The organism is Streptomyces sp. CAI-85, assembly GCF_013363615.1.
Lineage (GTDB): Bacteria > Actinomycetota > Actinomycetes > Streptomycetales > Streptomycetaceae > Streptomyces > Streptomyces antibioticus_B.
The window spans coordinates 248,657-262,701 of the sequence record NZ_JAANNX010000001.1 but is presented as its reverse complement, the minus strand read 5'-3'; the positions used below and the strand labels follow the sequence as shown (position 1 = coordinate 262,701).

Here is a 14,045-nt window from a genome sequence, read left to right as displayed (position 1 = left end):
GCTCACGATCGGAACCGGACTCTCTCGTGCATGTACTGATTCTCGGCGGGACCACGGAGGCCCGCCGTCTCGCCGAACTGCTGCACGGCACGCCCGGCCTGCGCCTCACCAACTCCCTCGCCGGACGCGTCGCCGCGCCCCGGCTGCCTCCGGGCGAGGTCAGGATCGGCGGCTTCGGCGGCACCGAGGGGCTGACGGCCTGGCTGCGCGAGCACGCGGCCGACGTGCTCGTCGACGCCACCCACCCCTTCGCCGGGACGATGAGCTTCCACGCGGCAGAAGCCGCCGCAGACGCCCGAGTTCCCCTGCTCGCCCTGCGCCGCCCCGGCTGGGCGCCCGTCCCCGGGGACCGCTGGCGGGAGGTGGACTCGCTGGCGGAGGCGGCCGCGGCGCTGCCGGGGCTCGGCCGCCGTGTCTTCCTCACCACCGGCCGCATGGGCCTGGCCGCCTTCGCGGACCTCCCCGCCGACCTGTGGTTCCTGGTCCGCTCCGTCGACGCGCCCGAACCGCCGTACCCGGCGCGCACGGAGGTCCTGCTCGACCGGGGCCCCTTCACCCTCGACGGTGAACGCGACCTGCTGCGCCGTCACCGGATCGACGTCGTGGTGACGAAGGACAGCGGGGGAGCGGCCACCGCCCCCAAGCTCACCGCGGCCCGCGAGGCCGGCGTCCCGGTGGTCGTGGTCCGCAGACCGCCGGCCCCGGAGGGCGTCCCCGTCGTACCGACCCCGGAGGACGCGGTGACCTGGCTCCTCGCCCACCCGGGCCACCGCCTCCCGCCCGGCTGACAAGACCCGGCCCCGCCGTCCGCTCACGCCTCCGGGTACCGGCGCGGCGTCCAGACGATGTCCCGACCGTCGTCCCGCCGTACGGCCCGCGTCTGGGAGGAGCCGACGAGGAGGATCGTGCGCATGTCGACCTCGGCCGGGTCCAGATCGGCCAGCCGGACGATCCGCACCCGCTCCTCCGGGCCGCCGACATCGCGTGCGACCACCACCGGGGTGTCCGGGGCCCGGTGCTCCAGGAGGAGTTCACGGGCCTTGCCCACCTGCCAGGTGCGGCTGCGCGAGCCGGGGTTGTACAGGGCGAGCACCAGGTCGGCCGCGGCGGCCGCCCGCAGGCGTTCGGCGATGACCTCCCACGGCTTGAGCCGGTCGGAGAGCGAGATCGTGGCGTAGTCGTGGCCGAGCGGGGCGCCCGCGCGGGCGGCCGCCGCGTTGGCGGCGGTCACCCCCGGCAGCACCCGCACCGGGATGTCCGCGTACTCCTTCTGCGCGGCGGCCTCCAGGACGGCGGTCGCCATCGCGAAGACGCCCGGGTCGCCGCCGGAGACGACGGCCACCCGCCGCCCGCGCCGCGCCAGGTCCAGGGCGAACTCGGCGCGCTCGGACTCCACCCGGTTGTCCGAGCCGTGCCGTGCCTGCCCGGCCCGCGACGGCACCCGGTCGAGGTAGGTGGTGTAGCCGACCAGGTCGTCGGCGGCGGCCAGCGCGCCCCGCGACTCGGGCGTCAGCCACAGCGGCCCCGCAGGACCGGTCCCGACCACGACGACCTCGCCGCGCTCGCGCGCCGCGGGCCGCTCGGCGTCGACCTGGCTGGGCAGTACGGCCACCGCGAAGTACGGCACCGACTCCGCGTCCACGTCCGCCAGTTCGGCGACCCGCTCCCCGCTCATCGTGGCCCGCTCCACATACCGCGTCTCGGCGAGCCGGCCCGAACGCTCCAGCGCCCGCCGCACCTTGGGGAAGGTACGGCCCAGCTTCATCACCACCGCCACGTCCGTGGCGGCCAGTCGCGCGGTCAGCTCCTCCTCGGGCAGCGTGCCCGGCAGGATCGTCAGCACCTCCTCGCCCTCGGCGAGCGGCGCGCCCAGCCGGGCGGCGGCGGCCGACACGGAGGTGACACCGGGGATCACCTCGGTGTCGTAGCGGTCCGCGAGCCGCTTGTGCATGTGCATGTAGGAGCCGTAGAAGAGAGGATCGCCCTCGGCGAGGACCGCCACCGTGCGGCCCGCGTCCAGGTGCGCGGCGAGCCGGGCGGCCGACTCGGCGTAGAACTCCTCCATCGCCCCCTGGTAGCCGCCCGGATGGTCGGTGGTCTCCGTGGTGACCGGGTAGACCAGCCGCTCCTCGATGTGGTCGTCGCGCAGATGCTTGGCCGCGATCGAGCGGGCGATGGACCGGCCGTGCCGGGCGCTGTGGTAGGCGATCACATCGGCCTCGCCGATGACCTCGACCGCGCGCACCGTCATCAGGGACGGGTCACCGGGGCCGAGCCCCACCCCGTAGAGCTTCCCGCTCATTCTTCCTCGCTCGCGATCGCGTTGAGAGCGGCGGCGGCCAGGGCGCTGCCGCCCCGGCGCCCCCGCACCACCAGGTGGTCAAGACCGGACGGGTGCGCGGCCAGCGCGTCCTTGGACTCGGCGGCCCCGATGAACCCGACGGGCACCCCTATGACGGCGGCGGGCCGGGGAGCGCCCTCGTCGATCATCTCCAGCAGCCGGAAGAGCGCGGTGGGCGCGTTGCCGACCGCGACGACCGAGCCTTCGAGGCGGTCCCGCCACAGCTCCAGCGCGGCGGCGCTGCGGGTGGTGCCGAGCTTCGCCGCCAGCTCGGGAACGGCCGGGTCGGACAGGGTGCACAGCACGTCGTTGCCGGCGGGCAGCCGCTTGCGGGTCACCCCGCTGGCCACCATCTGCACGTCGGTGAAGATGGGCGCGCCGGCCCGCAGCGCGGCGCGGGCCCGGGCCACCACGGCGGACGAGTACGAGAGGTCCCGCACGAGGTCGACCATGCCGCAGGCGTGGATCATGCGCACCGCGACCTGGCTGACGTCGGCGGGCAGCCCCGCGAGGTCCGCCTCCGCGCGGATGGTGGCGAAGGACTGACGGTAGATGGCCGCGCCGTCCTTCTCGTAGTCGTAGCTGGTCACGGTGTTCGTCTCGCTGCTCTCGGTGGTCGGACGGCTCATGAGGTGATCGCCGCCAGGGCGGCGGCGAGATGGGAAGCGTCGGTCGTCGCGGCGGTGCGCGGTTCCCGGCCCGGCCGGGCGGTGGTGAGCCGGTAGCCGCCGCCCTCGGCCGCGACCACGTCGATCCGGTCGCCGTGCGGACGACCGCAACGGCGTTCACAGCCGGACCAGTACAGCGGCAGGGGGCTGAGCCGGGCCGCGTCGAGAGCGTAGGCCGCGTCCGCTCGGACGTCGGAGTGGGATTTCGCACACCCGGGATGTCCCACACACGCGCCGACGCGCGGCCAGGGGGAGTCCGGGTCGGTGACGAGCCCGGCGGCGGACAGCCGGGTCAGCGACTCGGCGACCCGGGCCGGGCTCCTGCCGGGGACGGGGACGACGGCCCCGCGCCACGGGGTCAGCCGCAGTTCGTCGTCGGCGACGGCGGTCAGCGTGCTCCACTGGCCGGCCGAGAGGCGGCCCAGCGGGATGTGCGCGGACAGGGCGCCGCCGGTCACGCCCGGCGCCGGTCCGTCCGTGCGCGCGGTGGAGCCGGTGCGCTCCTCGTGGGCGATGCCGGCGGCGGTCAGTCCCCGCCGGACCCGGTCGGCCAACTCCTCTTGAGGCAAGCCCAGTTCGGAGACCCGCCAGGCCCGTCCGGTGGTCTCCCGCGCCGCGTCCAGGAAGGTCTCGGCGGTCACCAGAGCGGCCCGCGGCGCGTCCTGCGCCGACACCCGGATCCCGCCGGGGCCGAGCCAGGCGCCCCCGTCGTCGGTGGCCCGCAGCGTCACGTCCGCACCGAGCCCGGCCACGTCCCCGCGGCCGTCGTCCAGCGCGAACAGGAACCGCCCCGACAACTCCCGGGCCCGCCCGCTCGCGCACAGCGCCGCGTCGAGGCCGGTGAGCCAGGGCCGTACGTCACGCAGACCGCGCCCGTCGAGACCGGACAGCGGCGAGGCCACCACGTTGCGCACCCGCTCGTGCTCCGGTGAGGGCAGCAGCCCGGCCGCGCCGAGCAGTGCGGCCAGTTCGGCGCCGCAACCGCCGTCCAGACCGCGCAGTTGGACGTTGCCGCGCGAGGTCAGATGCAGATCGCCGTCGCCCAGGAGCCGGGCCGCGTCGCCCAGCGCGCGGGCCTGGCGGACGGTCAGCACACCGCCCGGCAGCCGGACCCGGGCCAGCGCCCCGTCATCCGCCGCGTGCAGCCGCAGCGTTCCCGGGCAGGCGTCACCGCGGTCCCGGGAGACCGCTGTGGCCTGGGGCGATGAGGGGACGGCAGGGGTGGACACGGCGGCGAGCATACCCACCGCCCCGGTGGACGTATGCCACGCCCCAGTTCGCCGCCCCTTACTATGCTCCCTGGTGGATCACCCGGTCCGCCATCGCCACGACGGCGACAGGGGAGGAAGCCCGGTGCGACTCCGGCGCGGTCCCGCCACTGTGAGCCCGTCCCCCAGGGGACGGGTGAGCCAGGAACTCCCGCCGTCCGACACCACCCGGGGCGCGGACACCCCGAGGAAGGCCGACGCCGCATGATCCTCCTGCTGTCGACGTCCGACACCGACCTGCTCAGCGCGCGCGCCGCCGCCGGCCCGGTCGCCTACCGCTTCGCCAACCCGGCCCGCCTCCCCCTCGACGACCTGCCCGCCCTCCTGGACGGCGTGGACCTGGTCGTCGTACGCCTCCTCGGCGGGCTGCGCGCCTGGCAGGACGGCCTCGATCTGCTGCTGGCCGACGGCCGCCCGGTCGTCGTCCTCACCGGCGAACAGGCCCCCGACGCCCAGTTGATGGCCGCCTCCACCGTCCCGGTCGGCATCGCCGCCGAGTCGCACGCCTACCTCGCCCACGGCGGCCCCGCCAACCTGGAGCAGCTCGCCCGCTTCCTCTCCGACACCGTGCTCCTCACCGGCCACGGCTTCGAACCCCCGGCGCCCGCCCCGACCTGGGGGCCGCTGGAGCGCCCGGAGCGCGAGCTGCCCGAGGGCGGCCCGACGATCGCCGTGCTCTACTACCGCGCCCACCACATGAGCGGCAACACCGCCTTCGTGCACACCCTGTGCGACGCGATCGAGGCGGCCGGCGGCCGGGCCCTGCCGCTGTACGTGGCCTCGCTGCGCGCCCCCGAGCCCGAACTGATCGACCGGCTCCGCCCGGCCGACGCCATCGTGACCACCGTCCTCGCCGCGGGCGGCACCCGGCCCGCCGAGGCGTCGGCCGGCGGCGACGACGAGTCCTGGGACGCGGGCGCCCTCACCGCCCTCGACGTCCCCATCCTCCAGGCCCTGTGCCTGACCTCGTCCCGCTCCGACTGGGACGCCAACGACGAGGGCGTCTCCCCGCTGGACGCGGCCAGCCAGATCGCCGTGCCCGAGTTCGACGGCCGGCTGATCACCGTGCCGTTCTCCTTCAAGGAGATCGACGCCGACGGCCTGCCCGCCTACGTCGCCGACCCCGAGCGCGCGGCCCGCGTCGCCGGCATCGCCGTACGCCACGCCCGGCTGCGCCACATCCCGGCCGCCGACAAGCGGCTCGCGCTGGTGCTGTCCGCCTACCCCACCAAGCACTCCCGCATCGGCAACGCGGTCGGCCTGGACACCCCCGCCAGCGCCGTCGCCCTGCTGCGGCGCCTCAAGGAGGAGGGCTACGACTTCGGCGGCGCCGACGTCCCCGGGCTCGTCTCCGGCGACGGCGACGAGCTGATCCGCGCGCTCATCGAGGCCGGCGGCCACGACCAGGAGTGGCTGACCGAGGAGCAGCTCGCCCGCAACCCGGTGCGCATCCCGGCGGCGGACTACCGGCGCTGGTTCGCCGGCCTGCCCGAGGAACTGCGCACCGCCGTAGAGGAGCACTGGGGTCCGGCGCCAGGCGAGATGTTCGTGGACCGCAGCCGCAATCCCGAGGGCGACATCGTGCTCGCCGCGCTCCGCTTCGAGAACCTGCTGATCCTCATCCAGCCGCCGCGCGGCTTCGGCGAGAACCCCATCGCCATCTACCACGACCCGGACCTGCCGCCCTCGCACCACTACCTCGCCGCCTACCGCTGGATCGCCGCCCCCGCGGCCGACGGCGGCTTCGGCGCCGACGCGATGATCCACCTCGGCAAGCACGGCAACCTGGAGTGGCTGCCCGGCAAGAACGCCGGCCTGTCCGCCGCCTGCGGCCCCGACGCCGCCCTCGGCGACCTGCCGCTGATCTACCCGTTCCTGGTCAACGACCCCGGTGAGGGCACCCAGGCCAAGCGCCGCGTCCACGCCACCCTCGTGGACCACCTGGTGCCGCCGATGGCCCGCGCCGACTCCTACGGCGACATCGCGCGGCTGGAGCAACTCCTCGACGAGTACGCGCAGATCTCCGCCATGGACCCGGCGAAGCTGCCCGCGATCCGCGCCCAGATCTGGACCCTCATCCAGGCCGCCCGGCTCGACCACGACCTCGGCCTGGACGACCGCCCCGACGACGACGGCTTCGACGACTTCCTCCTGCATGTCGACGGCTGGCTCTGCGAGGTCAAGGACGCCCAGATCCGCGACGGCCTGCATGTGCTCGGCAATCCGCCGGCCGGCGCCGACCGCGTCAACCTCGTCCTGGCGATCCTGCGCGCCCGCCAGATGTGGGGCGGCACCACCGCCCTGCCCGGACTGCGCGAGGCGCTCGGTCTGGACGAGTCCGCGGCCACCCGCACCACCGCCGACGAGGCGGAGGCCAAGGCCCGCGCCCTGGTCGAGCGGATGGAGGAACTCGGCTGGGACCCCGACGCCGTGCCCGACGAGCACGGCGAACAGGTCGCCGCCGTCCTGGAGTTCGCCGCCCGCGAGGTCGTCCCGCGGCTCGCCGCCACCACCGCCGAACTCCAGCACACCCTGCACGCCCTGAACGGCGGGTTCGTCCCGGCCGGCCCCTCCGGCTCCCCGCTGCGCGGACTGGTCAACGTCCTGCCGACCGGCCGCAACTTCTACTCCGTCGACCCCAAGGCCGTGCCCTCGCGCCTCGCCTGGGAGACCGGCCAGGCCCTCGCCGACTCCCTCCTGGAGCGCTACCGCACCGACAACGGTGAATGGCCCACCTCCGTCGGTCTGTCGCTGTGGGGCACCAGCGCCATGCGCACCGCGGGCGACGACGTCGCCGAGGCCCTCGCCCTGCTCGGCGTCCGCCCCGTCTGGGACGACGCCTCCCGCCGTGTCACCGGCCTCGAAGCCGTCCCGCACGAGGAGTTGGGCCGCCCCCGCATCGACGTGACCCTGCGCATCTCGGGCTTCTTCCGCGACGCCTTCCCGCACACGGTCGGCCTCCTCGACGACGCCGTACGCCTCGCCGCGTCGCTGGACGAGCCGGCCGAGGCCAACCACGTCCGCGCCCATGTGCAGGCGGACCTGGCGGAGCACGGTGACGAACGCCGCGCCACCACCCGGATCTTCGGCTCCCGCCCCGGCACGTACGGCGCCGGGCTGCTCCAGCTCATCGACTCCCGCGACTGGCGCACCGACGCCGACCTCGCCGAGGTCTACACGGTCTGGGGCGGCTACGCCTACGGCCGTGAACTCGACGGGCGTCCGGCGCGCGACGAGATGGAGACGGCGTACAAGCGGATCGCGGTGGCCGCCAAGAACACGGACACCCGTGAGCACGACATCGCCGACTCCGACGACTACTTCCAGTACCACGGCGGCATGGTGGCCACCGTCCGCGCGCTGCGCGGCACGGCGCCCGAGGCGTACATCGGCGACTCCACCCGCCCCGAGACGGTCCGCACCCGCACGCTGGTCGAGGAGACCTCCCGCGTCTTCCGCGCCCGGGTCGTCAACCCGAAGTGGATCGAGGCGATGCGCCGCCACGGCTACAAGGGCGCCTTCGAACTCGCCGCGACCGTGGACTACTTGTTCGGCTACGACGCCACGACCGGCGTGGTCGCCGACTGGATGTACGACAAGCTCACCGAGACGTACGTCCTGGACCCGGCCAACCGCGAGTTCCTCCAGCAGGCCAACCCCTGGGCGCTGCACGGCATCGCCGAGCGTCTCCTGGAGGCCGAGTCGCGCGGTATGTGGGCGAAGCCGGATCCGGCGGTCCTCGAGGAGCTGCGGCGGGTGTTCCTGGAGACGGAGGGGGACCTCGAAGGCGACGGCTGACGAACGGCCGGGGGGCTCCTGATTCGACAGGATGTTCCATTTATGGCGGGTGGCGGGTTAAGGTCGTTCCGACGATCTTGTACGGAGGTGCCAGGATGGAGAACACCGTGCCCGCCCTCAGGGGCCGCCCCCCGGGCCCCCAGTCCCCGCGGGGCGAGCTGACGCAGCGGCAGTCCGCCATCGTCCGCTTCATCACGGAGACCGTCGAGCGGCAGGGCTACCCGCCGTCCATGCGGGAGATCGGCCAGGCCGTCCGGCTCGCCAGCACCTCCTCGGTGGCCCACCAGTTGACGGCCCTGGAACGCAAGGGCGTCCTCTACCGCGACCCGCACACCCCGCGCGCCTACCGCGTACGGCCCTCCTGGGCACCCGACCTGGCGGACCGGGACGACACCCGGATCGACGTCCCGCTCGTCGGCCGGATCGCGGCGGGCGCGCCGCTGCTCGCCGAGGAGATGATCGAGGACGTCTACTGCCTGCCCCGCCAGGTGGTCGGCGAGGGCGAGCTGTTCGCCCTGACGGTCTCCGGCGACTCCATGATCGAGGCGTCGATCTGCGACGGCGACATCGTGACCGTCCGCCGCCAGGACAGCGCCGACCACGGCGACATCGTCGCCGCCCTCCTGGAGGACGAGGCGACGGTCAAGGTCCTGCGCCGCCAGGACGGCCAGGTCTGGCTGATGCCCCGCAACCCGGCCTACGCCCCGATCCCCGGCGACGGCGCGCAGATCCTGGGCAAGGTGGTCGGGGTGCTGCGCCTGCTGTAGCCGGCGGCCCCGCGCTCAGCCCGGGGTCTGCTCGGCGTCCCACGCCTTCGGGCCGCCCCCTCGCCATTCGATGCGGGGGGACGTCTCGACGTACGTCTCGTCCGCGTCGTCCACACCGGCGTCGCGCAGGAACTCGGCGATGTCCAGCAGGCCGTACGCCATGCCCAGGAAGTGCGCGCCGGACCGCACCCGGCGGCCGCCGTCCGCCGCCGGCGGATAGACCACGACTGTGTACGGGGTAGCCATGCCACCAGCCTGTGCCCTGTCCGGGCGGCGCGCATGCCGTCAGCCCCGCTCGTGCGCCGTGAACTGCTCGACCAGGCCCGCCATCGGGTCGGGGCCGAACATCTGGGTGAGCCAGGTCGCCGACTCGGTCGCCGAGGCTTCGCCGCGGGGGAAGAGTTCCTTCTCGTAGGCGGTCAGCGCGGCCTCGGTGTCGTCGGGGTGGTCGGCCAGGGCCAGGCCCAGGAGGGCGCCGTCGAGCATGGCCAGGTTGGCGCCCTCGCCCGCGAAGGGTGACATCAGGTGCGCGGCGTCGCCGAGCAGGGTGACGCCGGGGACCCGGTCCCAGTGGTGGCCGACGGGCAGCGCGTGGATACGGCGCGGTACGAGGGGGCCGTCGGCGTCGGCGATCAGGGTCCGGAAGCGGGGGCTCCAGTCGGCGAAGGAGTCGAGCAGCGCCTGCTTGGCGAGCGGGGTCTCCCCGTCGGCCACGGTGAAGTCGATGCCGTCCAGCCAGTCCTCGTCGGCGCGGTGGGCGGCGTAGACGTGCAGGCTGCCGTCGGTCTCGCGGTGCGCGAGGAAGCCCTTCCCGTCGTGCAGGGCGATGAAGAAGCCGCCGCCGATCAGGTCGGCGCTGTCGGGGTGCCGGGTGTCGGCGTCCAGCAGGTCCAGCTCGACGAAGCTGATCCCGGTGTAGGCGGGGTCCGCGGCGGACACCAGGGGGCGGATCCGGGACCAGGCGCCGTCGGCGCCGATCAGCAGACCGGTGGTGACGGCGGTGCCGTCGTCGAAGGTCACCTCGTGCCGGCCGTCGCCCAGGGCGCGGGCGCCGGTCACCTTGCGGGACCAGCGGACCGTGCCGTCGGGGAGGGAGTCCAGCAGGAGGTCGCGCAGGTGTCCGCGGTCGACCTCGGGACGGCCGCCGTCGCCGTCGTCCCCGCGCTCCAGGACGACCGCGGCGTCCCGGTCGAGGAGCCGCATCGCCTCGCCGCCGGGGTGGACGAGCGCCCGGAACGGCTCGTACAGGCCGGCGGCGCGGAGCGCGGTCTGCCCGGAGTCCTCGTGGATGTCGAGCATGCCGCCCTGGGTGCGGACGTGCCGCCCGGCTTCCAGGTCGAACACGGCCGCCTCGATGCCGCGGGTGTGCAGGACGCGGGCCAGGGTCAGACCGCCCAGTCCGGCGCCGATGATCGCGATGGGGTGGTGGGGGTGCGTGGTCATGGTCGTTCTCCTCTGCGGGTCCACCCGCCCGGAAACCGAGACGGGTTCATTCGTGCAGTCGCTCTAAAACCATAACAGCTTCACTTTCGAAGTCGTTCTGTCCGGTTCGGTAGACTCGCGGACATGACCGACGTGACCGGGGTGACCGAGGCGGCAGTGGGGCGCAGGGCGCGGAAGAAGGCCGCGACCAGGCAGGCGATCGCGGAGGCCGCCCTCGGGCTGTTCCTGGAGCGCGGCTACGACCGGGTGACGGTCAAGGACGTGGCCGAGGCCGCCGATGTGTCGATGAGCGGTCTGTTCAAGCACTTCCCGACCAAGGAGTCCCTCGTCTTCGACATCGAGGACGACCTCCAGGCGAGCCTGACGGGCGCCGTGCGCGACCGGCCCGAGGGGACGCCGGTCCTGGAGGCGCTCAGGTCCTGGCTGCTCGAACGGATCGAGGCGGCGTCCGGCGACCCCCGGCACGCGGAGTTCCAGCGGCTCGTGTCCGGCACCCCCGCCCTGGCCGACCACGCCCGCCGGATGTGGCTGCGGAACGAGGAGGAGCTGGGCCGGGCGATCGCCGAGGCGGGCCCCGACGCGCCGGGCGCCGCCGTCGCCGGCCGGGCCCTGGCCCGTTTCCTCCTGGACCGCGCCCGGCCCGGACAGGACGTCGACCCGCGCCGCACCCTCGACGCCGCGGTGACCCTGCTCGCCGACGGCTGGCCCGCCCCCGAACTCCGCAGACCGCCGCGCGAGGCGCCGCCCGCGGAGGCCGCGTCCCCCGCCCGCCCGCCGGGACTGCGGGAACGCAAGAAGGCGGAGACCCGGGCGGCCATCAACCGGGCCGCACTGGATCTGTTCGAACAGCACGGGTACGACGCCGTGGGTGTCCGCGAGGTGGCCGACGCCGCCGGAGTCTCCCTCGCGACCCTGTTCTCCTACTTCCCCGACGGCAAGGCCAGCCTGGTCTTCCCCGGCGGCCGGGCCGACCATGTCGCCGCCCTCGTCCGCGCGGTGCGGGAGCGCCCCGTCGGACACGGTGTGCTGCGGGCCCTGCACGACCACATGGCGTCCCGGGGCCCGTTCGAACGGAACCCCGACCCGGACGTCCGGCGGACCCTGGAGCTGGTCCGGGCCACCCCCGACCTCGCGGACCACGCCCTCCGCACCTGGACCGTCGCCGAGGACGACCTCGCCGCCGCCGTGACCGAGGAGGCCGGGCTGCCCGCCGACGACCTCACCGCCCGGCTGCTCGCCCGCTACGTCCTCCAGATCCCCGACCTGGCCCGCACCGAGCCGGACGCCCGCCGCACGCTGGACGTCGTCCTCGGCCTGCTCGCCCGGGGCTGGCCGGCGTGCCTCACCGAAACCGGCTGACGACCGCTCGCTGACCGTCGGCGGGACCACCGGCCCGGCGTGGCGTCCGCCCGCCGGGCGTCCCGCGCTGTGACGATGGCGGCCGGTCGGTCCGGTCGTGGGGAGTGCTCGTGGCGGTGCAACGTGTCGGTCTGGTCGTGCACGGAGGGCGCGCCGAGGCGCGGGCCGCCGCCGAGGTGGTGCGCGGGTGGTGCGCCGACCACGGGGTGGCGTGCGCGGAGATCGACGTGTGGGGCAGCGGACGGCACAGCGCCCGCGAGGAGATGGCCGAGGCCGGCGACCCCGATCTGATCGTCACCCTGGGCGGGGACGGCACGTTCCTGCGCGGGGCCCGGCTGGCCGCGGTGGACGACGCGCTGGTGCTGGGCGTGAACCTGGGCCGGGTCGGCTTCCTGACCGAGGTGCCGGCGGACGCGGTGCGGTCCGCGCTGGACGCCGTGCACGAGGGCCGGATGACGGTCGACAGCCGCATGCTGCTGACGATGCGTGCCTCGCGCCGCCTCGAAATGCCGCCGGACATGGGCGCGTTGCTGGAGTACGGCCGCGGCCCCGTGCCACCGCCGCCGCAGGTCCGCGACGACTGCGAGGCCGACGCGGAATGGGGCGTCGCGCTCCAGGTGGCCGCGCTGAACGACGTCGTCCTGGAGAAGATCTCCCGGGACCGTCAGGTGTCCGTCGGCGTGTATCTCGCGGGACGGCTGCTGGCCGCCTACTCCGCCGATGCGCTGCTCGTGGCCACCCCGACGGGATCGACCGCGTACAGCTTCGCTGCGGGCGGCCCGGTGGTGTCACCGCGGGCCGACGCGCTGATCTTCACGCCGGTCGCGCCGCACATGGCGTTCAACCGCTCGGTCGTGGCCGCGCCGGACGAACCGGTCGGGCTGCGGCTGCTCGAACGCTCCGGATCGGCGGCCGTCAGCGTCGACGGGCAGGTGCGCGGGGTGATCCGGCCGGGGGAGTGGATCGCCGTGTACGCCTCCCCGCGCCGGCTGCGCGCGGTCCGCCTCGGACCGATGGACTTCTACGGCCGTCTGCGCCGCCGCATGAACCTCACCGACGCCCCGGCCGCCGTCGCCGACGGCACCTCCGCCCCCCTGTGGTCGGTGACGACACCCCCACCGGGCGACCTGGCCCACCTGGAGCTGTCCTCGGTGTGGGACGGACCCTAGGGTGGTGTGGGCGTGGTCCTGCCGGCTGTCCTTCGGCAGGACCACGTTGCCTGGGTGGGTCGGCAGGGCTACGCGGCCAGTCGGTCCGCCAGTTCCTTCGCCTTGGCGGCCGCCGCCGTCAGGGCCCGCTCGCGCGACGCCTCGTAGAGGGGGACCAGCTCGGACATGGCCGGGTTGTGCGGGGCCATGGTGAGTTCCGGGACGATGAACTCCAGGTCCATGGCGAGGGTGTCGGCGAAGACCGTCGTCAGGTAGGTGCGCACGTATTCGTACGACTCCCGCGGCGTGCCCGGCTCGTAGGAGCCGCCCCGGCTGGCGATGACCGTGACCGGGGTGCCCTTGGCCGTGGGCGTCTCGCCCGCCGTGCGGCCGAAGAGGATCACGTTGTCCAGCCACGCCTTCAGGGTGGACGGGATCGCGAAGTTGTACATCGGGGCGCCGATCAGCACGGCGTCGGCCCGCTCCAGCTCCTCGATCAGCGTCAGCCGTTCGGCGAAGGCCGCGGCCTGCCCGGGCGTGTGCCCGGACGGATCGGACAGTCCCGCGGTGTGGGCGTCGGCGGTGAGGTGCGGGACGGGTGCGGCGGAGAGGTCGCGGTGGATCACCGTGCCGTCCGGGTGCTGCTCCGCCCAGGCCGAGCGGAACGCCTCGGCCACGGCGCGGGAGGAGGACGCGGACGTGGGGAACACGGACGAGTCGATGTGCAGAAGGGTGGCCATGTGATCTCCAACAGGACGCGAAGGGGCGAGGTGCGGCGGGTGCGCCGGACCGGCACGACCCACTGACCATTCGTACTCAGCTATAGATAGCACATGGACTTACTTTTTCTCACCTCCCTACGTCAGGGGCAGTATCCTGGGGCCATGGCGGTGGAGCAGAGGCACGACGAAGCGGCATGCAGGCAGGTCGACGGAGGCATCACCCGCGTCTTCCAGTTGCTCGGGAAGCGCTGGACCGGGCCGATCGTCGCCGTGCTCGTGGAACAGCCCGCCCACTTCGCCGACCTGTGCAGGGCCGTGCCCGGCATCAGCGAGCGCATGCTGTCCGACCGGCTCACCGAACTGGGCGCCGCAGGTCTGGTCGTCCGTGAGGTCGACGAAGGGCCCCCGCTGCGGGTGTCCTACCGGCTGACCCCGTCCGGCGCCGCGCTGGAACCCGCCCTCAGGGAACTGGGCAAGTGGGCCGAGGAACACCTCCCGGAGAGCGGGCCCTGCACCGGATGACGACGAGGA

12 protein-coding genes and 1 riboswitch are annotated in these 14,045 nt (G+C 74.3%); of the genes, 6 read left to right on the top strand and 6 right to left on the bottom strand.

Going from position 1 to position 14,045, the window contains the following annotated elements; all coding sequences use genetic code 11:
* Nucleotides 1–26 precede the first annotated feature (26 nt).
* The gene (locus G6W55_RS01075) at nucleotides 27–788 is read left to right on the top strand and encodes a cobalt-precorrin-6A reductase (RefSeq protein WP_175518799.1); all 762 of its coding nucleotides are present in this window, start codon (nucleotides 27–29) and stop codon (nucleotides 786–788) included.
* A 23-nt stretch (nucleotides 789–811) separates the two neighbouring features.
* Here G6W55_RS01075 and G6W55_RS01070 read toward each other — a convergent pair whose 3' ends face one another.
* The 3 genes from G6W55_RS01070 to G6W55_RS01060 are packed head-to-tail and all read right to left on the bottom strand — an operon-like array spanning nucleotide 812 to nucleotide 4,250.
* The gene (locus G6W55_RS01070; protein ID WP_175518798.1) at nucleotides 812–2,302 is read right to left on the bottom strand and encodes a precorrin-2 C(20)-methyltransferase; all 1,491 of its coding nucleotides are present in this window, start codon (nucleotides 2,300–2,302) and stop codon (nucleotides 812–814) included.
* Entirely contained in the window at nucleotides 2,299–2,970 is a 672-nt protein-coding gene (locus G6W55_RS01065) for a precorrin-8X methylmutase (protein ID WP_175518797.1), read from the bottom strand. Before G6W55_RS01065 ends, G6W55_RS01070 begins: the two co-directional genes overlap by 4 nt.
* Nucleotides 2,967–4,250, bottom strand: coding sequence for a cobalamin biosynthesis protein CobG (locus tag G6W55_RS01060; RefSeq protein ID WP_175518796.1), 1,284 nt, complete (start codon nucleotides 4,248–4,250; stop codon nucleotides 2,967–2,969). The genes G6W55_RS01065 and G6W55_RS01060 overlap by 4 nt, the downstream gene beginning before the upstream one ends.
* Nucleotides 4,251–4,351: 101 nt before the next feature.
* A riboswitch (cobalamin riboswitch) is annotated at nucleotides 4,352–4,428 on the top strand.
* Between the two features lie 53 nt (nucleotides 4,429–4,481).
* On the opposite strand from G6W55_RS01060, the gene cobN reads away from it, so the two are divergent.
* Both cobN and lexA read left to right on the top strand, forming a co-directional pair.
* Nucleotides 4,482–8,075 carry a cobaltochelatase subunit CobN gene (gene cobN, locus G6W55_RS01055; RefSeq protein ID WP_175518795.1) on the top strand — a complete coding sequence of 1,198 codons (3,594 nt, stop codon included), beginning with the start codon at nucleotides 4,482–4,484 and terminating at the stop codon, nucleotides 8,073–8,075.
* Nucleotides 8,076–8,170: 95 nt separating this feature from the next.
* Nucleotides 8,171–8,842, top strand: a complete 672-nt coding sequence (gene lexA, locus G6W55_RS01050) for a transcriptional repressor LexA (protein ID WP_085206365.1) — start codon at nucleotides 8,171–8,173, stop codon at nucleotides 8,840–8,842.
* A 15-nt stretch (nucleotides 8,843–8,857) separates the two neighbouring features.
* Here lexA and G6W55_RS01045 read toward each other — a convergent pair whose 3' ends face one another.
* Together G6W55_RS01045 and G6W55_RS01040 are read right to left on the bottom strand one after the other, a co-directional pair.
* Entirely contained in the window at nucleotides 8,858–9,088 is a 231-nt protein-coding gene (locus G6W55_RS01045) for a hypothetical protein (protein WP_175518794.1), read from the bottom strand.
* Between the two features lie 39 nt (nucleotides 9,089–9,127).
* Nucleotides 9,128–10,285, bottom strand: a complete 1,158-nt coding sequence (locus tag G6W55_RS01040; RefSeq protein ID WP_175518793.1) for an NAD(P)/FAD-dependent oxidoreductase — start codon at nucleotides 10,283–10,285, stop codon at nucleotides 9,128–9,130.
* A 123-nt stretch (nucleotides 10,286–10,408) separates the two neighbouring features.
* Between G6W55_RS01040 and G6W55_RS38275 the strand changes: the two genes are divergently transcribed.
* Nucleotides 10,409–11,644 (top strand): TetR/AcrR family transcriptional regulator, encoded by a 1,236-nt coding sequence (locus G6W55_RS38275; RefSeq protein WP_217686377.1) that lies wholly within the window; start codon nucleotides 10,409–10,411, stop codon nucleotides 11,642–11,644.
* 110 nt (nucleotides 11,645–11,754) lie between these two features.
* Nucleotides 11,755–12,813, top strand: coding sequence for an NAD(+)/NADH kinase (locus G6W55_RS01025; protein ID WP_175518792.1), 1,059 nt, complete (start codon nucleotides 11,755–11,757; stop codon nucleotides 12,811–12,813).
* A 68-nt stretch (nucleotides 12,814–12,881) separates the two neighbouring features.
* On the opposite strand, the gene G6W55_RS01020 is transcribed toward G6W55_RS01025, so the two are convergent.
* The gene (locus tag G6W55_RS01020; protein ID WP_175518791.1) at nucleotides 12,882–13,532 is read right to left on the bottom strand and encodes an FMN-dependent NADH-azoreductase; all 651 of its coding nucleotides are present in this window, start codon (nucleotides 13,530–13,532) and stop codon (nucleotides 12,882–12,884) included.
* Between the two features lie 144 nt (nucleotides 13,533–13,676).
* Here G6W55_RS01020 and G6W55_RS01015 point away from each other — a divergent pair, with 144 nt between their 5' ends.
* Nucleotides 13,677–14,036, top strand: coding sequence for a helix-turn-helix domain-containing protein (locus G6W55_RS01015; protein WP_175518790.1), 360 nt, complete (start codon nucleotides 13,677–13,679; stop codon nucleotides 14,034–14,036).
* Nucleotides 14,037–14,045 lie beyond the last annotated feature (9 nt).